The sequence below is a fragment of the Candidatus Zixiibacteriota bacterium genome (assembly GCA_021159005.1).
In the GTDB taxonomy this organism is placed as follows: domain Bacteria; phylum Zixibacteria; class MSB-5A5; order UBA10806; family 4484-95; genus JAGGSN01.
Genome location: JAGGSN010000148.1, coordinates 1 through 21,658 on the forward strand (window position 1 = coordinate 1; position 21,658 = coordinate 21,658).

Annotated in this window: 18 protein-coding genes; all 18 read left to right on the plus strand. The window is 36.8% G+C overall.

The genetic code is table 11. The features are described 5' to 3' along the window. The first annotated feature begins 262 nt into the window (after positions 1-262). Complete coding sequence (locus J7K40_09810) at positions 263-1,129, plus strand: T9SS type A sorting domain-containing protein (GenBank protein MCD6162692.1); 867 nt, start codon at positions 263-265, stop codon at positions 1,127-1,129. A 10-nt stretch (positions 1,130-1,139) separates the two neighbouring features. Further along, the gene (locus tag J7K40_09815; GenBank protein MCD6162693.1) at positions 1,140-2,444 is read left to right on the plus strand and encodes a hypothetical protein; all 1,305 of its coding nucleotides are present in this window, start codon (positions 1,140-1,142) and stop codon (positions 2,442-2,444) included. Between the two features lie 47 nt (positions 2,445-2,491). Continuing rightward, the gene (locus J7K40_09820) at positions 2,492-3,091 is read left to right on the plus strand and encodes a serine acetyltransferase (protein MCD6162694.1); all 600 of its coding nucleotides are present in this window, start codon (positions 2,492-2,494) and stop codon (positions 3,089-3,091) included. Positions 3,092-3,176: 85 nt separating this feature from the next. Continuing rightward, the gene (locus J7K40_09825; protein ID MCD6162695.1) at positions 3,177-3,857 is read left to right on the plus strand and encodes an acyltransferase; all 681 of its coding nucleotides are present in this window, start codon (positions 3,177-3,179) and stop codon (positions 3,855-3,857) included. A 378-nt stretch (positions 3,858-4,235) separates the two neighbouring features. Continuing rightward, positions 4,236-5,198, plus strand: coding sequence for a glycosyltransferase family 2 protein (locus J7K40_09830; protein ID MCD6162696.1), 963 nt, complete (start codon positions 4,236-4,238; stop codon positions 5,196-5,198). 38 nt (positions 5,199-5,236) lie between these two features. Beyond that, entirely contained in the window at positions 5,237-6,730 is a 1,494-nt protein-coding gene (locus tag J7K40_09835; protein ID MCD6162697.1) for an oligosaccharide flippase family protein, read from the plus strand. Between the two features lie 17 nt (positions 6,731-6,747). Next, positions 6,748-7,947: a polysaccharide pyruvyl transferase family protein gene (locus J7K40_09840; GenBank protein MCD6162698.1), complete on the plus strand. Its 1,200-nt coding sequence runs from the start codon at positions 6,748-6,750 to the stop codon at positions 7,945-7,947. Positions 7,948-7,971: 24 nt separating this feature from the next. Next, positions 7,972-9,474: an O-antigen ligase family protein gene (locus tag J7K40_09845; GenBank protein ID MCD6162699.1), complete on the plus strand. Its 1,503-nt coding sequence runs from the start codon at positions 7,972-7,974 to the stop codon at positions 9,472-9,474. Between the two features lie 42 nt (positions 9,475-9,516). Continuing rightward, a complete protein-coding gene (locus J7K40_09850) occupies positions 9,517-10,653 on the plus strand; it encodes a glycosyltransferase (protein ID MCD6162700.1) in 1,137 nt (378 codons plus the stop codon). Positions 10,654-10,797: 144 nt separating this feature from the next. Continuing rightward, entirely contained in the window at positions 10,798-11,934 is a 1,137-nt protein-coding gene (locus tag J7K40_09855; protein ID MCD6162701.1) for a GNAT family N-acetyltransferase, read from the plus strand. Positions 11,935-12,001: 67 nt separating this feature from the next. Beyond that, positions 12,002-13,204, plus strand: a complete 1,203-nt coding sequence (locus tag J7K40_09860) for a DegT/DnrJ/EryC1/StrS family aminotransferase (GenBank protein MCD6162702.1) — start codon at positions 12,002-12,004, stop codon at positions 13,202-13,204. A 6-nt stretch (positions 13,205-13,210) separates the two neighbouring features. Beyond that, positions 13,211-14,287 carry a polysaccharide deacetylase family protein gene (locus J7K40_09865; protein ID MCD6162703.1) on the plus strand — a complete coding sequence of 359 codons (1,077 nt, stop codon included), beginning with the start codon at positions 13,211-13,213 and terminating at the stop codon, positions 14,285-14,287. Positions 14,288-14,317: 30 nt separating this feature from the next. After that, complete coding sequence (locus J7K40_09870; GenBank protein MCD6162704.1) at positions 14,318-15,538, plus strand: ATP-grasp domain-containing protein; 1,221 nt, start codon at positions 14,318-14,320, stop codon at positions 15,536-15,538. Between the two features lie 28 nt (positions 15,539-15,566). Beyond that, the gene (locus J7K40_09875) at positions 15,567-16,715 is read left to right on the plus strand and encodes a glycosyltransferase family 2 protein (protein ID MCD6162705.1); all 1,149 of its coding nucleotides are present in this window, start codon (positions 15,567-15,569) and stop codon (positions 16,713-16,715) included. Further along, positions 16,694-17,836 (plus strand): glycosyltransferase family 4 protein, encoded by a 1,143-nt coding sequence (locus J7K40_09880; protein MCD6162706.1) that lies wholly within the window; start codon positions 16,694-16,696, stop codon positions 17,834-17,836. The genes J7K40_09875 and J7K40_09880 overlap by 22 nt, the downstream gene beginning before the upstream one ends. Beyond that, positions 17,833-19,059, plus strand: a complete 1,227-nt coding sequence (locus tag J7K40_09885; GenBank protein MCD6162707.1) for a glycosyltransferase — start codon at positions 17,833-17,835, stop codon at positions 19,057-19,059. Before J7K40_09880 ends, J7K40_09885 begins: the two co-directional genes overlap by 4 nt. After that, complete coding sequence (locus J7K40_09890; GenBank protein ID MCD6162708.1) at positions 19,056-20,153, plus strand: CapA family protein; 1,098 nt, start codon at positions 19,056-19,058, stop codon at positions 20,151-20,153. Before J7K40_09885 ends, J7K40_09890 begins: the two co-directional genes overlap by 4 nt. Then, complete coding sequence (locus J7K40_09895) at positions 20,150-21,547, plus strand: phenylacetate--CoA ligase family protein (protein ID MCD6162709.1); 1,398 nt, start codon at positions 20,150-20,152, stop codon at positions 21,545-21,547. Before J7K40_09890 ends, J7K40_09895 begins: the two co-directional genes overlap by 4 nt. The last annotated feature ends 111 nt before the right edge of the window (positions 21,548-21,658 follow it).

Sequence of the window (21,658 nt, forward strand, 5' to 3'; positions counted from 1 at the left end):
AAGATATTATAGCGGCTTATTGTTTTATATGTTATGGCTTAAGCAAGCTTCATTTATTGTGTATTAATTGGAGAATTCTATTGAAAAGGCCGGACAGTAGGGATATAATAACTAAAGTAGGACAGGCTGATTATCTGAGATAACATACTGTTAATCAAGGAAATAAAAAGTAAGAATTCAATTGATTTTACCTATCTTAAACCGATATATTTTAAATAACTAAGTAAATTGCAAATGATGGTTTAATAGACAGGGTTATTTTATGATAAGCTTCTGTTATTCATACTGTAAGCTATCAAAGGTTAATATATTAGTTCTAATAACATTAGTGATTCTTATATGCTGCAGTAGATTGTCAGCTTATGAGACTATTTACCCGGAAAGCTTAAATATAGCCTCAAGTTACTCCGTCTCCTCAACGGAATTTGCTTTAACTGACACACTGACAGTAAATTGGAGCATAACAAACAACGAGAGCTATTATTTAGCCAACCTGTATTTTTCAGATAATCTGCCCTCAGAGTTTAGTATAATTTCATCATCAATGCAGATTAATAGCTCTTCCATCGTTTATTATTATTCGGGAGCGATTAATAGCCATATTATTCCATCTAATAACACATACAGATGGGTTATCGATTTTCCTGTTCCTGATGATAGCACTAACAGAATTTTAGCGCCTGGAGACACAATTAATCTGGAATACCAAGCGATTTGTTCTGATACCGGAAACTATACTCTTCCATTTCATACAATATGCTGTTATGGCAGCGGGTCGGGAATATTTTCAACCTCCGACAGTATTTATTTAACCGTTTATTCAGGCTCGCATATTGATGAGAATACCGAAACGCTGCCGGAGAAACCACTGCTTTGTACGGCTTACCCTAATCCATTTAATAGCGAGATATTATTTAAACTAAGCAATCATTTGGATTCTAACATTTTTATCAGATTAGCAATATTTGATATTAATGGCCGAAATGTTTTTACGGAAAACATCAATAGTTCTGCCAACAGATTTGTAATTAGTTGGAAACCCGAAAAAATTGTTGCTGCTGGTGTATATTTTTATAAATTAATTACAGGAAATAATATTTCTTCGGGGAAAATAGTATTTTTAAAATAGCGAGGCGTTTATGAAGTCAATCGACAGACGGAAATTTATAAAAGATATCAGCAAATATGTTAGCGGCGCTTTTATAGGTGGTTATGTTTTCGATTCTATGTTGTTTAGACCTCAGCAAGCCCACGCTTCTATCATGGCTAGTGTTTATGTTGCGAAAAACGGAACACCCGCTGAAAATGTAGCCAAAGTTATTGATATGCGTTTTGGCGGGATTGAAAATATAATAGGCTCAGAGGATATTGTTGTGATTAATCCGAACGGCCAATGGACTAATCAGGGCGGCTCAAATTGCGCCTGCTGTATGGGGCTGATTGACCTAATCCTAAACAGGCCGAGCGGTTTTAGCGGCGAAATCATTTTCACTGAATGTACCCAGTTTTCCTCCACTGGCTATTGGACAGCCACGGGAAATGGATTATTAAGAAATGGCCCTTACAATTTTAATGATATGATAGCCTATTATCATTCACAGGGGCATAATAATGTTAATGGAGTAAGATTATGGCGCAATACCGATGATTCATCAAACTGGCCTGTTGTAACCGGTCCGCATGAGGGACAGGGTTGGGTTAGGGAGGGCTGTGCATATCAATGTCCACCTCCATCAAACAGATGGTATTCTATAACATATCCCTGTATCCGCTCTCCATATTCGAATAAGATTATCGACTTGAAAAATGGAATTTACGACAACGGGTACGATAATCAGCCGTCATTAAAGTTTATAAAAATGCCGAATTTAAACAATCACGGCGGTAATGGCCAAATGGATTATGCCGGTATAACCAGCGCTTTGAAATCGTTTTTGGGCATCACTGAAATTGGCGGTCCCCCTTACCTTACTCTTCATGATGGCTACTCGCATACCGCCCATGAGGTTGGTCAGGCTATTGGAGGCTGGATGAATAATTGCAGGAAACCTGATTTCTTCTTAACAACCGCCGAATGGGTGGGGTGGGGTGATAGAACTTCCTCTCTTGCAACCCAAGCCAAAACTGTCGGCTTTGGCGAGGATCCGGTTACTTTAGATTATTATATGAGCAAATATGTTTTATGGCCTACTCATCCCGAATCGCAGCATTTTAACCCTGATTACAATCCCGAAAGCAACAACAGCCGGTTGACTATGGATGGCTGTCAAAGTCTTGGTTTTGGCACGACCAATGAATCGGAAATCGCTGCTATAGTATATGATTACAATTCTCCCTCAACTTTCAGGTTCGATATCGACAGAAAAATCAAAGCCTTCCGTGAAGGCGGCGCTGATTTGCAGGAAGTCCTTGATTTAATTAGCCAATATAATTCAGGTGAATAGGAGAGAATTTACTTAGTTCGTTAATTTAAAATATTAAATTTATAATTATGCATAAAACCAAGAATTTGCTTAGGGATGAAATAAAAAATTATTATTATCGGGGCTGCGGCACAACCTCGCCCTCGCTAAGCAAAAAAATGAAAATCTGGCTTTATCAATTCGGAATGCATTGCGTCGTTGTCTATCGATTCGGGCAATATGCCGGGGAAGTTTATGCAAAAAATAAGCTGCTGGGACTATTATATAAAATCATTCATAGGTTTCTTGATTATATAATTAAATTTATTTACCATGTTGACATTGATGCTGTCAATATTGAACCGGGATTATATATTGGCCATACGGGAACAATAATAATAGGTCCTTGTAATATCGGGAAAAATTTTTGTGTTACACATAATGTTACGATTGGTATAGGACATGCGATGGGAATTGAAAATATCCCTACTATTGGTGATAATGTCTGGGTGGGTACCGGTTCGGTAATTACCGGAGCTATTAGTATCGGCAGCAGAGTTACTATTTCATCAGGCAGCATACTATCACGAGATATCCCTGATGGCTGCCTTGTTGGCGGCAATCCGGCCAGGGTTTTGCTTAGGGATTATGACAACAGCAAATTGATAATAGAACCCCCCCCTGACTAATTATTTTATTGATTATCTTATGCAGCGGCATCAACATTATGAAGACAATTACAACTATCAATATGATTAATATTAGGAGAAGCAGGTGTTAACAACAAGGAAACTTAAAGGATATATTGTTGATGTTATAATTCTATTTCTGAAAATCACCTTTTTGCGCAGATTAGAATCTTTTAAAGATTTTTACCATACTTTTTACATGAAGCAACTTATGCGAAAAGACCATATAGCCTGGAATGTTGAATGCGCCAAGGATGCAGGAGTACATGTTGGAGAAAATTGCAGGTTTCTTGGAAATATTACCTACTCGACAGAGCCGTATTTAATAGAAATTGGGGACAATACGATTATATCCGGTTGTGTCGATTTTATTACTCATGATGGCGCTGTACTTCTTTTTAATGACGGGGAAAATGATATATTTGGTCATTTCGGAAAAATTAAAATTGGCAGCAATTGTTTTATTGGCTTTAAATCCATGTTTCTGCCTGATGTCCAAATAGGAGATAATTGCATAGTAGCGGCAGGTTCGGTAATTATGAATAGTTTCCCTGATAATTCAATTATAATGGGAAATCCGGCAAAATTAGTATCACATGTCGATATTTTCAGAAAAATTAAAATGAGCAGTAAAAATACTATTAGAAGTAAAGAATATCCTTTCCCTAAAGAGGAAGAGATGCCCAAGGATCAAAAAAAACAGATGGTGATAAAGCATTTTGAAAATCTGCCAATAAGAAAACCGAGATCAAAAAAAAATCGTTAAAACAACGGTTAAAGCAGTTATTATTGCCGATAAGGCATCCTGTTGTTTTTAATTTATAATGAATATTATAAAGAAACTGTGTTAAAATATGGGAAATATTGAATATTAGCAATATACTAATAACACTCAATGCGATTATAATGGATTTACTATTGTAAATTTATAAGCAAGAATCAAATAAGCGCGGTTTATTACTATCAATTGAGAAATTATGTTTGGACTTTAGGTGATTAATCTAATAATATGAATTGAAAAATGTTCGCCAGATTTTGATTGAATAATAGAATTGTTCTTTTGAAATTAAGAATTGAAATAGCGGTGATTCGGATGGCTTAAATCAAAGCAATTTAGGCTATTAAAGAAATATTAAGGGACTGCATGCCCAAGGTAAGTGTCATTATACCTGTTTATAATTCAACCGGTTTCATTGATGAGGCTTTGCAAAGTGTATTTGCTCAAACATTTAAGGATTATGAAATTATTATCATTAATGATGGTTCTACTGATAATACTAAGCAGGTAATTGAAAAATATTCCGATAAAATAAGATACTTTTATCAAGAAAACAGAGGACCTGCCGCTGCCAGGAATAATGGTATTAAAAAAGCTAAAGGCGAATATATCGCTTTTATAGATTCTGACGACATCTGGCATCCCGAAAAGTTAAAAATGCAGGTTTCAATTTTAGACAGCAATCAAAATATTGGCATGGTATTTACCGAAAACAGCTTATTTGATGAGAACGGAGTTTACGAATCCTCACTTGGAAAGCGTAAGAGGCTAATGCACGGTAATCTTGCAGAAAACATTTTTCTCTATAGCTATGTTGCAACTCCTACTGTCATGATTCGAAGGGAAGTGTTTGACAACATTGGGTTATTCGAGGAAAGTATAAAAATGGCTGAAGATGATAATATGTGGATAAGAATTGCCAGTAATTATAGAGTCGAACTGATATATCAATCGCTTGTATCTGTAAGAGATCACCCCAATCGGATGACACGTCAAAATAACGATTTATTTAATTGTATTCAGATTAGCATTGATATGCTTCATTCGAATTATGGCGATAATGTACGAAAAAATATTGATAAAGTCGTACCAAAAAAAATGGGGCAAATTTATTTTAACACTGGATACAAATATTTCGAAAATCAAAATACCAAAGAAGCGAGGAAAGCATTCTCCAAAAGTATTAAATATTGTAAATGGAACTGGAAATATTATTTGTATTATATTACAAGCTTAATGCCTTCAAGTATAATCATATTAATTAGGCGGCTGAAAAGAAAACTCTATCCATCATTCGATTCAGAAACCATAAGGACGAGGAGAGATTAGCATAGATTTCATTAAATCAAAACCAGTGCTGGCAACCAATGTTTGATGATTTTAAATCGATAATCAAGCATTCTGTAGTTTATGGTATGGGTGGTATGCTTGGCAAAGTTGTCGGTTTTATCCTTCTACCGCTCTATACGCATTACCTTTCAACAAGCGAATATGGCACACTCGAACTTCTTGAATTGACCACATATATTGTGGGCATGTTTTTAGCGGCAGGTATTAGCCAATCGCTTTTCAGATTTTATTATGATACCGAAATCCCCGAGGAAAAAAATGAAATAGTCAGTACAGCCTTGGTTGCAATATGGGTAATATCATTAAGCGGCTTTGTTGTGATAGCGTTGTTTTCCTCATCTGTTTCAAATATTGTTTTTGGCAGCAGCGACTATACGGGTTTATTCCGCCTTGTATTTTTGGGTTTAATGTTCAGCTTGACCGGCGAAATACCCATGTCTTTCATCCGCGCTCAACAGAAATCTGTATTATTCACTACAATATCCTTAGTTAAGCTTATAATTAATCTCATCTTAAACATTCTTTTCATTGTTGGTTTCGGCTGGGGTATTCGAGGCATAATATTGAGCGCATTAACCACGCAAAGCGTTATTAGCATAATATTCTCAATTTATGTTATAAAAATATGCGGCTTTCATTTTTCCTTAAGCAAATTTAGTAAAATGTTTAAATATGGTTCGCCTATGATTCCGGCGGGATTAGGCTATTTTATCTTGAATTTCGCCGATAGATTTATTCTTCAGCGATTCACCTCGCTTTCGGATGTCGGAATATATTCTCTTGGCTATAAATTCGGTATGATAATGAGTTCAGTGATTGCTCAACCGTTTATGCTTATATGGCAAGCCAAGATGTTTGAAATTGCTAAAAAGGAAAATGCTAAGAAATTTTTCTCATTAATATTTACATATTTTATGTTTGTAGAGATCTTTTTTGGCTTATCGCTTTCAATAATCATTATTGATGCCCTTAAAATAATTTCCAGTCCCGAATATTATAATGCATGCTTTATTGTGCCAATTATAGCATTTTCATATATTTTATCAGGCGCGTATTTTTACATGCAATTAGGATTATTAATTACTAAGAAAACTAAGTATATTGCATATATTGTTATAATAATAGCCGCCATTAATATGGGTTTGAATTTCTTGCTTATACCAAGAATTGGAATATGGGGTGCTGCCTATTCGACGGTAATATCATATGGCTTACTATGCATTTTTAATTATTATGTTACCCAGAAAATATATTATATTAAATATCAAATTCTAAGAGTATTTAAGCTGTTTATAGTTGCTTTGGCTTTATATGTTTTGGCTTTTTATGTAAAAGTGGATAATTTTATTATTTCAATAACTATAAAGTTTATAATTTCTCTCAGTTATCCTATAGTATTATATTTAGTAAAATTTTATGAACCAGATGAACTTATCAAGATTAAAGAACTTATTGGAGAGTTAGTTATATATATCAAGGGAAAGATAAGTAAGACGAGAATTAGCAAATAATCAGGAAATTGCAAGAAATGGTTTGTAATACAACGGAACAAAACAGCAAAAAGACGATTCTAATACTTGGATATTATGGTAATGCCAACACCGGCGATGAGGCTATTCTAAGTTGTATGCTCAATCAATTGCGAGATATTTATCCCGATATGGAATTTTGTGTTTTATCAGGTAATACGGATTTTACATCAAAAATGCACAAAACGGCTTCTCTGCCAAATATTTTGCCATCTAATTATGTCCGATATATTATCGGGATGCTTGGACGAAACCGGGTTAATTTTATTAACACATTAAATAGGATTAAGGAATCATCCGCTTTAATTGTCGTCGGCGGCGGATTATTTTTTGATAAGCCCGCAAAGAATAAATATCTCCTTGAATTTTTGGGCAAGATTAGTTGGATGAAAAAATCGGGGAAAACAATTAATGTCATAGGCGTGGGAGTAGGTCCTCTTTATGAAAATAAATCAAAAATTGCTTTAAGAAAAATCCTTAACACTGTCGATTTAATTACTGTAAGAGACAATGAATCCAAGGAAGCACTAAACCAAATTGGCGTATCAAATCCTGAAACTTACATAACTGGAGATATTGCAATTTTATTGGAACCATCACCGTCAAAGCAGATAGTGGAAATTATGAAGGGCGAAAAGTTAACTGCCGACAAGAATCCTGTAATTGCTATTAGCATTCGCGGAAGCGATGTTCAAAATCCAATGTTGAAGAAATCAATAATCAAGTTTTGCAGGTATGCGACAGAACAATATAATGCTCAGATTTGGTTTTTCCCTTTTCAATTTTCCGGCAACGATGACGACCGACCTGGAATAAGAACTCTTGAAAATGAGTTCGGGGAAAATAATAATGTGTTTTTCCTTTATAAAGAGAAATCTCCAATGGATATTTTAGGTTTATTTAGCAAAGCTGATATAGTTATTGGCGAACGATTTCATTCTATAATATTTTCGATAATCGCTCAAAAACCTTTCATAGGGATTTCATATTTGCCCAAGGTTGAAAGATTATTTAGCGAGATTGGACATAAAGAATGGTGCGTAAATCTTGACAACATTGATGAGGATTCTCTAATTAAACGTTTTGATAATATATGGATAGAAAAAGATGAAATTAAGCTTGAGCTTGCTGATATCCTAATATCCTTAAGGAAAAAAGCTCTTCTTAATTTTGAAATATTATCAAAGAAAGCAACTTGATAATGTATAAAATTATAGTGGAACATGAACATTAATAGTGGAAAACATTTAAATCAGATTTCTGGCGCGCCCCGGAAAACCTACCTAACCACAAAAACCTTATGGATTGCCAGCCTGCTGACTCTCTGTCTTGTTGGCGGGCTTGCGATTGCCTTTGTTCAGCCGCTTATAATAATAGGGGCAATCGGAGGCATAATTGGCGCTATGTCGCTTATATTCCATCCCTTCCTTGGAGTTCTCGGCTATATTACATTTGAATATGGCAACATGGCAAAGATGATTCCGGCACTTGGCGCTATCCACAGCGGCAAAATAATCATTGTCCTAACTTTACTAATATGGGTAATACGCTCAAAAATGAAAGGGCAGATAAATTTTGTCAGCGATAAACTTAATTGGGTTATGTACATTTGGTTAATAACAGCTATCATATCTACTCAAGCAGCTATGGATTTAGACAAATCTATTCAAGGAGTTATCGATTTACTTAAATGGCTGATTATCTATATCATGATTATAAATATAGTGGACGATCAGCCTAAATGGCGCATGTCAATGTGGCTTCTGTTATTGCTGAATTTCAAAATGAGCCAACATCAAATTAGAGCTTATGGTGCAGGGTTAGCGGCGTCCGGAAGTTTCCAGAGCCATTTTATCAGAGAGGGAATGGGCAGCGGCAGTAGTTCTTTTTTCGGAAATGCCGGCGATTTTGGTGTGGCAATGTGTGTTGTTGTACCTTTGGCATTTTACCTAATGAAAGCCGAGAAAAATACAATATTGAAAATAATCGGGTTAATCTTTACTATCTTTTTTACTGTGTCGCTTGTAAAAAGCGGCGCGCGGGGTAGTATAGTCGGCTTTGCGGTTATCGCTTTGATTTTTTGGCTAAAGTCATCTTATAAATTGCCGACTGCAGTTTCAATTATTCTATTAGCAGCAACCTATTGGGTAAGCGCTCCGGATGTCGTAAAAAATAGATTTATAGCCGCCACCGAAGAGGAAAAAGATAATACATCCGCCCATAGGCTTCTGCTATGGAAAACAGGTATTAATATGTTTCTTGACCATCCTCTTACTGGAATAGGAATTAACAATTTCCACGAAAGCGCAGGAAGATACTACTTGCATGGCGAAGATAGAGCCGGGGCGTTAGAGCCTCATAATATTTTCATAAAAGCTATCTCCGAGTTGGGGCTTGTGGGCATAACCTGCGTGCTTTCTGCTATCTTTCTGATTTTTCTGCGCAATCGCCAAATCCGTAAGCTTCTGATAAAACATAATATGAAAAACGATTTTATATATAATTTCAGCCATGGCTTGGATTTGGCCTTGGTCGGCTATATTACATCCGGCTCATTTATTACCGTATTATATTATCCGCATCTGTTTATCATAATGGCTTTTACTGCTTCACTATATAATATTACTGCTAAAAGGATTGAGCAAAAGCTTGACTTGATTGAACCGGAAAATAAAAATATAAATACATCCGCCAAGTTCGCGCTTTCGACAAACTCCAAGCCTTAATAATTTGAATAAAAACTATACTAAAATATTCAGGTTGAAAAATTGACTGAGAATAAAATAAAAATCCTTCATATCTGCGAAACATCCGGAACCGGCGGCGCTGAGACTGTTCTTCTGAATATCGTCAATAATCTTGATAAGGATATCTATCACTCATCGGTTGTCCTATTCCAAACCGGCTGGCTTTATGAAAAGCTGATTGAGAAGGGAATCGAGACATATATTCTTGAAAGCTGCCGTTCGTTTGACTTGAGTTTGATTAATAGAATACGGCAGATAATTAAGAAATTTAAAATCGAACTGGTTCATTCTCATCTTCCGGATGCTAATGCCTATAGCTGTTTGGCTGCCAAGTTAGCCGGAACGCCATCAGTCGCAACATATCATGGGAAAATCGCTTTTACCAACAGCATATTCAGTCCCAATAATATCAAGCTTTTTTTGGTAAAAACGCTTACTAAAATGGTTGTTTCGGTTTCAGATTTCCTTAAAGTTGATTTAACTGATAAAGCAGGGTTCCCTATGGCTAAAGTTCAAACGATTTATAATGGCGTTGATTGGAAACAGTTTGATAACCCTATTGATATATCAGTTAAAAAAGGAGAGCTTGGGTTCAAATCGGATGAAATATTAGTGGGCATGGTTGCCAATATAAGACCTGCGAAAGGATATGAGTATTTTATCCGCGCTGCCAGATTAATTGCGGATAAAAAACCAAAGGCAAGATTTCTTATATTTGGGGATGGACCTGATAACCTTAAGCAGATAATCTATGACGAAATTTCAAAACTCAATCTTAACGGTATTGTGAAAATTATGGGCTTCAGAGAAGATATACCCGATATATTGCCAATTCTTGATATCTTTATGCTTTCCTCAATCAACGAGGGCTTATCGATTGCGACTATCGAGGCGATGGGAGCCGGCGTACCGGTTGTCGCTACTAAAAGCGGCGGACCTGAGGAGATAATTACTGATGGTGAAACAGGTTATCTTGTGCCTGTTCGCGATGAAAAAAGCCTGGCTCAAAAAGCATTAATTTGCCTGAAAAACCGAGAACTATCTTCGTCCATATCACAACGGGCGAAGGCTCATGTTCGGGAGAAGTTCGGGATTGAAAATATGATAAAACAATATGAAGCGGTTTATCAAAAATGTCTTGAGAGGAAAAATCATTAAAAATAAATTGATTTGCAATAATTATGCTCTTTACTCTAATTCTGTTATGTTCTATTTTAAATGAAAATGTTGATGGTATTAAAATACTAAGAAGAATCGCTTTTATGGCTGCCAAACAACATTTGGCAGCCGACTATGTTTATTATGAAGGATATTGTAGAAATTAACGAAATGAAAAAACTTATGAGTATTTCCAAAACTATAAACTTAATCCCGTTATCCGAGGAAAAGGATAAAATAAAACTATGGGATAATTTTGTTGTCAATCATCCCGAGGGAAGATTTTGTCATTTGTCCGGCTATAAGAAAGTGGTGGAAAACTCATATAATTACACGCCATATTATTATATGCTTGAAAAAAACGGCACCATTGTAGGCTTAATTCCTTTCTTTGTCAGCAAAAGCATCTTCTTGGGCAAAAAGATGGTTTCTCAGCCATTCTCTGAATATGGAGGCTTGCTTTTAGACGATATGACTTCCATGGAGCATGAGGAGGTTTTTAGTGCTGTCAGAGCAGTTATGAGACAGGCAAAAGCAGGTCTTGCCGAAATTCATGGCGGGTTTGGCATTCCGGAAAGCGAAAGGAATAAACATCTAATGCCTATAGCCCCGCATTTCCGCGCTGTCATAACGCTTGACATGGATGCCGAGACTTTCTTCACTAAAAAGATTAATCGCATGGTGCGTAAAGCGGTTCGCAAGGCAGAACGCAATAATGTTATTTGTTATGAAAAATCTGACCCGGAGATGGTTAGCAAATATTTCTATCCCTTATTTTTGCTATCAATGAAACGGCTGGGAGTTCCGGCTCATCCCTTGTCATATTATACTGGTTTTTGCAAACATCTAAAAGATAACCTGAAAATATTCTGGGCTGAATACGACAATAAAATAATCGCTGCCCTTTTGGGATTTACCGTAGGCAAAGGGATTCATATAATCAACATAGTATCAGACTCCGCCTATTGGGATAAACGCCCTAATGATCTCTGCCATTGGCGTTTTATAAAATGGGGCATTGAAAACAATTACGAGTTTTTCGATATGGGTTCTGTTCGATATGACGGTCAGGAGAAATTCAAGAAAAAATGGGGTATAGAACTTATGGATTATAATCATTATCTTATAAATATCGATCCCAATAAAAAAATGCCTTCAGGCAGCTCTTTTGATTCCTCATCGAAAACAATGAGGCTTTTCAGCACTGCCTGGAATAAGTGTATTCCACTGCCATTAACGAGATACATAGGGCCAATAGTTAGAAAACAATTAGCGCGCTAAGCAGCAATGTTCGAAAGCAGCAATCATTTGAAGTCATCCGTAAACGCCTTTATTCGGTAATTATATTATGCTATATTTATTGCCTCCCGCCGGTTTTCCCATATCATTTGCCGATATACTCAAAATAATCAAAGCTCGCGCCAATTCAGAGAAATATTCCGAGATGTTCAAAACCAAGATTGCAGAACATACAGGAGCAAAACATTGTTTCCTTTTCAACTTGGGAAGAACCTCCCTTTATCATATTCTAAAAGCTCTAATCGAACTATCGGATTCATCAAAAACCGATGTCGTTATCCCTTCCTATACATGCTTTACAGTAGCTGCGCCAATCGCCAGACTCGGGCTTAAGATACGGCCAGTTGACATAGACCCGATGACTATGGATTTTGATTATGAGAAACTGTCAAGGCTCGATTTCGAGAAAGTTCTGGCAATTGTCCCCAGCAGTCTGTTTGGTATTATCAGCGATTGGGATAAATTATTATCAATCAAACAACATAACGATATTTACCTTATTGATGATGCCGCTCAGGCGATGGGTTCATGCTATCATGACAAGCCAGCTGGTAGTTTTGGTGATGCCGGTATATTCAGCCTTGACCGAGGCAAACCTCTCTCGACATATTTAGGCGGGTTAATGGTTACTAACGATGACGAGATTGCAGATAGAGTAAAAAAAGCCGCTGATGATTTGAAATTGCCCGGTATTAAAGATGAACTGATGATAGTTATTAAAATAATTCTTTATGCTATGATGTTAAACGCAAGATTATTCTGGCTTCCCAATAAAATACCTTTTCTTAAATTGGGACAAACTTTCTTTGATGAACAATTCAATATGGGGCTTTTATCTGACCTGCAAAGCTGCGCCGGCGCTGTTATGTTTTCCAAACTCGATAGTTTCAATGCTATTCGCGTAAAGAACGCTAAAGCGATTTGTGATGGATTATCGAAAGATGACCGCTACCGCATCCCCGGGTACAGTCAAACCAATTGCCCTGTTTACCTGCGTTTGCCCATACTGGCGCGAAATAAACAGGAACGTGATTGGGCTATTGCCGCACTTGGAAAAAGGGGGATAAAGGCAAGCGCAATGTACCCATCGACAATAAATCAGATAGAAGGAATAGAAAAATATTTAGCCGGCCAGGAAGGTAGCTTTGAAGGCGCTCAGACTGTAGTAGATCGGCTTTTCACATTGCCGACACATCCGTATGTAAGAAGCAATGATATAGAAAAAATCATCGATTGCCTGACTATAAGGTAAGGTAAATTGACGGCATTTATTAAAAGGCTTATTAAACATCTGTTGGCGGTTTGTATCTATTATTCCGGCTTGCTGTCGTTTTTCGATATCATCAAAAGACTGACTTCAACGCCGGATGATTTTTCTATTCTGATGTATCACTGTGTCTTAGGGGATACAGCTAAGGAGAGAGAATATCTTCAAGACGGCATGATAGTCTCAGAGAATATATTCGAAAAGCAGATTGCTTATCTTTCTCATAACTATAATATCATCGCTTTTGATGAGCTTGTGAATTTATTGAAGGCTGAGAAAAGACCGCCTCGCAAAACCGTATGTATAACTTTCGATGATGGCTGGCGCGATAATTATAATTGCGCATATCCAATACTAAAAAAACACAACATACCGGCTATGATTTTTTTGCCTACTGATTTTATCAATACCGGCAAGTTATTCTGGTTTATAAAAGTTATAATCGCCCTATCCGATAATTATAATTTAAGCGATGGACTGGCTGATATCTTTGATAAGGTCAAACAAGAATTCGATGATAGAGATGCGGCGAATCTGCCTCAGGCTAACGATATTGTTGATATTGGAGATAATCCTGACAAATTGATTGAAAAACTCAAACAGTATGACCTTGAGGTTTCGGATAGGATTATTGATTTGATGTTATCTAAAAGCGGTCAACATACTGATAAAAAACGCTGGACATTATCCTGGGATGAGATTAATGAGATGATGCGAAACAATATCGATTTTGGCTCGCATGGCCAATCTCATAAAATTATGACTTTACTGCCGCCCGATGAAGTTCGAAAGGAAATGGTAAAATCGAAAGAGATTATTGAAAAAAATACAAATCGCCCTATTCAAGTCTTCTCATATCCTAATGGCGATTATAATGCCGATACGAAAATATTAGCGCAAAAAGCCGGATATAAAAGCGCAGTCGCAACATCCGGATGCGAGCCAGCCGGAGATAAGCCCGACCTGTTTGCTCTAAGAAGAACAGGCATTCATGATGGCGTATCAACTGGCATTACAGGCAGGTTTTCTAAAGCGATGTTTGCTTGCTATCTTAAGAGGATATTCTGATAATGGCATTTTTAAACGGATTAATAAAATATGCGTAGAATACTTGCAGCAGACGGCCACCAGCGATCAACTCTTGCCCTCGTTCGTTCGTTGGGCAAAAAAGGGATAGCAGTTTCTGTCGCCGAGGACAGGCATCCATGTCTGGCATCGAAATCCAAATACTGCCGCAGCCGGGTAATTTACGCATCGCCGGAGGAAAATCCCCTCAAGTTTATCGAGGATATTAAAAATGAGCTAAAAAATAACGACTATGATATGCTCATCCCGATGACAGATATAACATGCTTCTTAGCTAATGAACATGCAGAAGAACTATCGCAATATACGCATATTTCTATGCCGCCCCCTGAAATTTATAAAAAAGCTCAGGATAAGGGCGAGGTGATTAAGCTATGTAAATCGTTGGATGTGCCAACACCGGCAACCTATTTTATAGAAAATCTGGATGATGCGAAGAAGCTGGCAAAGAGTTTAAAATATCCCGTAGTTGTCAAGCCAAGGCTGTCTAAGACATTAACATCGAACGGCTGGGTACACGGAAGCATAAGCTATGCACATACTGAAACCGACCTTATTCAAACCTGCAAGAATTGGGATTCCTCTCTGCCGCTGCCTCTAATTCAGGAAAGAATCGAGGGTCCTGGCGGGGGCGCCTTCCTGCTGTGCAAAGATGGCGAACCGCTGGCAGTATTCTTTCACCGTCGAATTCGTGAAAAACCACCCTCCGGCGGGGTAAGTGTTTTAAGGGAAAGCGTTCCGGTCGATAAGGCCATGAAAGAATATTCTTTAAAAATTCTCAAGGCTCTTAATTGGCAGGGCGCGGCTATGGTAGAATTTAAGCTTGACCGGCGAGACAATCTGCCAAAGATTATGGAAATAAATGCTCGATTCTGGGGATCGCTTCAATTGGGCATTGACGCGGGTGTTGATTTTCCATATCTATTGTACAGGTCGGTTATGGGCGAGGACGTTCAGCCGATTCTCGATTATAAGGCAGGCATTAAAACGCGATGGCTGATAGGTGATATTGACCATCTCCTGATTCGTCTGTTTAAGTCTGATAAAAACCTGAATCTGCCTGATGGATTTCCGGGGAAGTTGGCTGTGTTAAAAGAGTTTTTCAGGTTTTTTCAATCAGGTATGAAATATGAAATACTCAACCGGGACGACTTGAAACCGGCTCTATATGAATTATATGAATATCTGAAGAACATTATTAAAGGGATATTGGGAAAGTTGCGCAAGAAATAGCATTTGAAATAATAGAGGGAATAATTATTTGGACATCATAACGATAATTACTATCATCTTTTGGGTTTCGCTATTTTTGATATTCTGGACTTATTTTGGCTATTTGTTAATACTGGGCTTGTTATCCCTGTTTTTCACCAAAAAGGTCAACCGTCAGGATTATTACCCGGAGGTAAGCCTGATTATCACAGCCTATAACGAAGAGAAGCGGATTAAGCAGAAGATTGAAAATACGTTAGCTCTTTCGTATCCGAAAGAAAAGCTGGACATCATTGTTGTTTCGGATGGCTCTACCGACCGAACGGAGGAAATTATCAGCCAGTTTCAGAGTCGGGGCGTACGGCTTCATTCAATACCATCCCGTCATGGCAAACACTATGGCCAGAATGAGGGAATTAAAATCGCCAAATATGACATTCTTGTTTTTACTGATGCCGCAACATTTTTAGAAAATAACGCTATTGAAAAAATCTCCCGCAATTTTGCCGACTCCAAAATCGGCTGCGTATCGGGGTTCGATAAAATTAAGGGCGATGATAATAATATTCAGGGTGAGGGCGCCTATGTTAAATATGAAATGATATTGAGAACATTAGAAAGCGCAGTAGACTCATTGATTGGCGTATCGGGTTCATTCTTTGCGATACGAAAGCATCTATGCAATAACTGGCCAATTCATCTTTCAAGCGATTTTTTTACGCCGATTATTACTTATATGAACGGGTTTAGAATAATTCTGGAGAAAGAGGCAATCGGCTATTATGAAGTTCTTCAACAGCCGGAAAAGGAATTCATCAGAAAGGTGCGGACTATTGTTCATGGTATGAGCGTGTTTTTTAAATTCAGACGTATTGCTAACCCGTTTAGGTACGGGACATATTCCATTCAGGTATTGACACATAAACTATCTCGCTGGTTAGTACCAATCTACTTAATAATGTTTTTTCTGTCTAATTTATTGTTAATTAATCAGCATTTAATTTTTATAGCGGTTTTTATCGCGCAGGTAGTATTCTATGCTCTTGCGCTATTTGCTTCACTTAATAAAAAGCTTAAGGATACCATATTTTTTAAAATCCCGCTGTTTTTTGTTATGGTCAATTATTCTATCCTTGTAGCCTGGTACTATTTTTTCCGTGGTGAAAGATTTATTGTATGGAAACCGACAGAAAGATAAATATCTGTCATCTTATTTCCGGCGATTTATGGGCTGGCGCCGAGGTTCAGATGTATACGCTGACAATGGCATTAAAAGCAGTGCCCGATATTAGTATCTCGGCCATAGTTCTCAATGAGGGCAAATTGGCTGTGGAATTACACAAAGCCGGTATTGAAACAACGGTGATTGATGAATCGCAATATGGTTTTTTCAGCATTTTGCGTCAGATTAAAGATAATATGAAGGGTAAAGATATTGACATTTTGCATAGTCATCGTTATAAGGAAAACATACTTGGAAGCTTGCTAAAAAGAGACGGGCTTGTTAAATATCTTGTTCAAACCGTTCATGGTTTAGGTGAACCGTTTACAGGAATTAAGATTCTGAAAACAAAAATAATTTCATGGCTAAATATTTATTTTACAAACAAATATTATGATAAAGTGATAACCGTTTCTAACGATATTCAAGGACAATTACAAAATAAAATCAATCCCGAAAAAATGATAACCATACATAATTCGATTGATGCTGCTAAGACAAAACCAATTAAACCGCCATCGGATATAAAAAAGGAATTTGGTATTGATGAGAATATGCCTGTGATTGGGTCTGTTGGCAGGATGGTGCCTGTTAAGGGGTTTGATCTGTTTCTAAAAGCCGCTAAAAAAATATCAGAGTCTAAACCGGATATCAGGTTTTTACTTGTTGGTGATGGTCCTATGAAAACCGAACTTGAGGTTCAGGCTAAGGAACTGGGATTGGGTTCGAAAGTAATATTTCCCGGTTTCCGCAATGATGTGATTGATATAATAAATTGTTTTGACATTTTTATAATCTCATCATACCATGAGGGCATTCCGATGGTTGTATTGGAGGCGATGGCGTTGGGAAAGGCGATAGTTTCAACTTCAGTAGGCGGGATGGTGGAAATATTGATAAACGGCGAATCCGGGTTATTGATAGATTCGGGGAATTTCAGTGCTCTTGCTGAAGGATGTTTGAAAGTTTTTGAAAGCAGCAGCCTAAAAAGTAAGCTTCAGAGAAAAGCTTGCGAGAGAATTGAAGAAAAATTTGATATCAATGCCCATATTATTAGAATTAATAAACTCTATTATGGTTTGGTGAATCAAGCATGAAAATACTACTGATAACTCACCTTCTGCCCTATCCGCCAAGCGGCGGAGTAAGAATAAGAAATTACAACTTACTTAAGGAAGCCAGTAAAAATAACGATATTTACATGCTTACTTTCTATCAACAAGCGCATCTTGAAAATCCGGAGAAATTTGATCAGTATGTGATGGAAATTAAAGAATATTGTAAACATTTAGAAGTATTTGAAATTCCAACTGACAATAAAAAGCTTGCATGGTACGCAATGTTGTTATTGAATATATTCTCGTTTGCTCCATATTCCGATTGGTATTTTCGATCGAAGAAAATGAAACATGCTATCAAACAGCAGATAGCATCCAATTCATTTGATGTGGTTGAAATAGGTACAATAGGTCTGGCAAGATATGCCAAGCTTGCCCCGGATATTCCGGCAGTTTTAGTGCATCATAATATTGAATCTGCGCTTATTTACCGTAGAAGTAAGGCTGTTAAAAATTGGTTTAGCAAAGTATATTTGTTATTACAAGCTTGGAAACTCAAGCGGCATGAAGCTCTATCTGGTAAGTATATTAAATATCATACAACCTGTTCTGAGGAAGATAAAACTATTTTAGCTAAGCACTGCCCCGATGCTAATATTGCTGTTGTGCCTAATGGCGTGGATATTGAGTATTTCCAGCCGGATAATGATTTAGTTGAAAAAAATAGCTTGGTATTTGCAGGAGGTTTAAATTGGTTTCCAAACTTGGATGCTATGATATACTTTAAAAACGATATCTGGCCGATTTTAAAATCTAAAATCCCGAATATTAGCATGAATCTTATTGGTATGAAACCAGGGCGGGAATTATTGGAATTCAGTAAAAAAGATGAATCTTTCAAGGTTTTGGGGTTTGTCGATGATGTTCGTCCATATATTGCCAAAGCGGCAGTATATGTGGTGCCTATACGGGTTGGCGGCGGTACTCGCTTGAAAATACTCGATGCTATGGCTATGGGTAAGGCTATTGTTAGCGATCCGATAGGGTGTGAGGGGATAGATGTTTCGCATGGTGAAGATATTTTAACTGGAGCTACTCCTCAGGAATTTGCTACTCATGTTATTGAAATTTTAAATAATGATGAAAAAAGAAAAAAATTAGAGATAAATGCCAGGGATAAAATGGTTAGAAAGTATTCATGGACTTCAATAGGTCCTTTACTCAATGATGTTTATATCAGAACAGCAGCTATAATCAATTGAGCGCTTTATTAAAAAATACTACTCTTTTGGCTGTCGGTGATATCATGCTTGGGGATTCACCGGTATGCTATGGGTTTGGCGTTGGGTCAATGATCGAAAAGTATGGCTCGAATTATCCTTTTCAACATATAGCTGAAGAATTGAATAAAGGTGATATTGTAATTGGTAATCTTGAAGTTGTTATTTCCGCCTTTAATAAGCAGATTGACAACTTTGAATCAATTCAGTTTCGAGGTCAACCTGAGGCCATTCATGGTTTAGTCGAGTCGAATTTTAATATTGTCGCTTTAGCATCAAACCATACGATGCAGCATGGCCGCAAAGGCTTAGAAGAGACGATAGATATCTTAAATGAGAACAATATTGGTTTTACGGGAATTGAAATTCCAGAAAAGCAAGTAAGAAACCAGTATTTTATGGAGAAAAATGGTTTGAAATTCTGTTTTTTAGGTTATAATTTCAGACCTCAACAGTATTTTAAAGATCCACCGTTGTGGAATAAGCCAAGTTTGGAACTGATAAAAGATGAAATTTGCAAGGTTCGAGATTTGGCTGATTGTGTGGTAATTACTCTTCATTGGGGTGATGAATTTATCGAATACCCTTCATACCAACAAGTAAATTTAGCTAGACAATTAATCGATTCCGGCGCGAATATAATTCTGGGACATCATCCGCATATTATACAGGGGGTTGAAAAATATAATGGCGGTGTGATTGCCTATAGCCTTGGGAATTTCATTTTTGATATGTGGCAAAAGCGTTTAAGAAAAACGATGATTTTAAAATGCATTATTTCCAAAAAAGCAGAAATCGATTTTCAAATTATCCCGATTGAAATAAATAACAAATATCAACCCCAAATTGTTCATGGGCAAGCTGGCGAAATATTAAAACAGGAATTAGAAAAACTTTCACTAAAAATTAGCAATAATAGTACTGATAATGATAACTATAATAGTGAACTGAATAAAAATACAAAGTTATTCCGTAGGGAGATTTACTTACATTATCTATATCATTTACATAAATATGGAGTCAGACCTCTAATCGGAAATCTTTTAAACGCTATGAAGAAAAGATTGATAAAATGAATAGTTCTATAGAAAAACTTTACAATAATAGTCCAGTATTTTTTCAAAATATTGGAATCAGTCTTTATGGCTTAAAAATATACTTGCGGGAATATGGTAAAAAACTGCAAATCGAGCTTGACAAACTTGATAAAAGCCAATGGTATTCAATAAATGAGTTAAAGGAATATCAGAGCGAAAAGCTGAGAAAGCTGATTAAACACAGCTACAATCATGTTCCTTATTATAGAAATATAATGGATTCACGGCGGCTTAAACCGGATGATATAAAAACTATAAAGGATCTCTATAAATTACCTGTACTCACCAAGAATGATATAAAGCATAATTTGAATGAGTTAACAGCTAATAATTATAAGCCGTCCCAACTTATTAAAGGACATACCAGTGGGACAACGGGGACACCATTACAATTCTATTATGATAAACACGCATGTTTAGTAAAAAATGCTGTAGACTGGCGTCAGAAAAATGAGGGGGAAATCGATATAGGAGATAAAATTGCTTTATTCCTCGGAAGAGTGGCAGTTCCTATCACGCAAGGTAAACCTCCGTATTGGCGAACAAATTGGATTTTAAATCATCGATTCTATTCAAGTTTTCATTTGTCATCAAACAATATCGATAAATATATTGATGACTTAGAACGATTTCAACCGGCTGCCTTTGAGGGATACCCATCAACTGCCTATATAATTGCCCGATTTCTATTGAGCAAGAATAAATCTTTGCCTCTTAAGGCGGTTTTCACATCATCCGAAACGTTATTTCCTCAACAAAGAGAAGTTATCGAAAAAGCTTTTAAATGTCCTCTGTATGATTTTTATGGAATGGCGGAAAGAGTGATATTTGCAACCGAATGTTCGGCTCATGAGGGACATCATCTGAATATGGATTATGGCATAACGGAGATTCTAAATAAAGATAATGAACCTGCATCTGACAGCGAGATGGGAAGGATTATCGCCACCGGACTTCACAATTATGCTATGCCGTTAATACGATACCAGACCAGCGATGTTACAGCACTTAAAAAAAATGAATGCTCCTGCGGCAGAGAATTTCCATTAATGGAGGATGTTACAACTAAGGCTGAAGATGTTATCACAACTAAAGATGGAAGGCTAATATCATCATCAATTTTAACGCATCCTTTTAAGCCTATGCGCTATGTTGCCGAATCACAGATTATTCAAGAGGATTTGGAACATATCAGAATAAAAATTGTGAAACTGCCGGGCTATAAAGATGATGATACCAAGTATCTATTAAATGAGTTTATTAAGCGAGTTGGTGATGATATGAAAATTGACATAGAGTTCGTGGAGTCAATCCCGCGCACAAAGATGGGAAAATTTCGATGGGTTATTTCTAAAGTCCCATTGGGGTTTTAGCCACGAAGCATTTTGGTCACAATTAACGAATTAAAAAAATGGATTTGTTTTTATCATTTGTGATTATACTAAAACGAGTAAAAATACTTCTTTGGCTTGTGTCTAATGTTT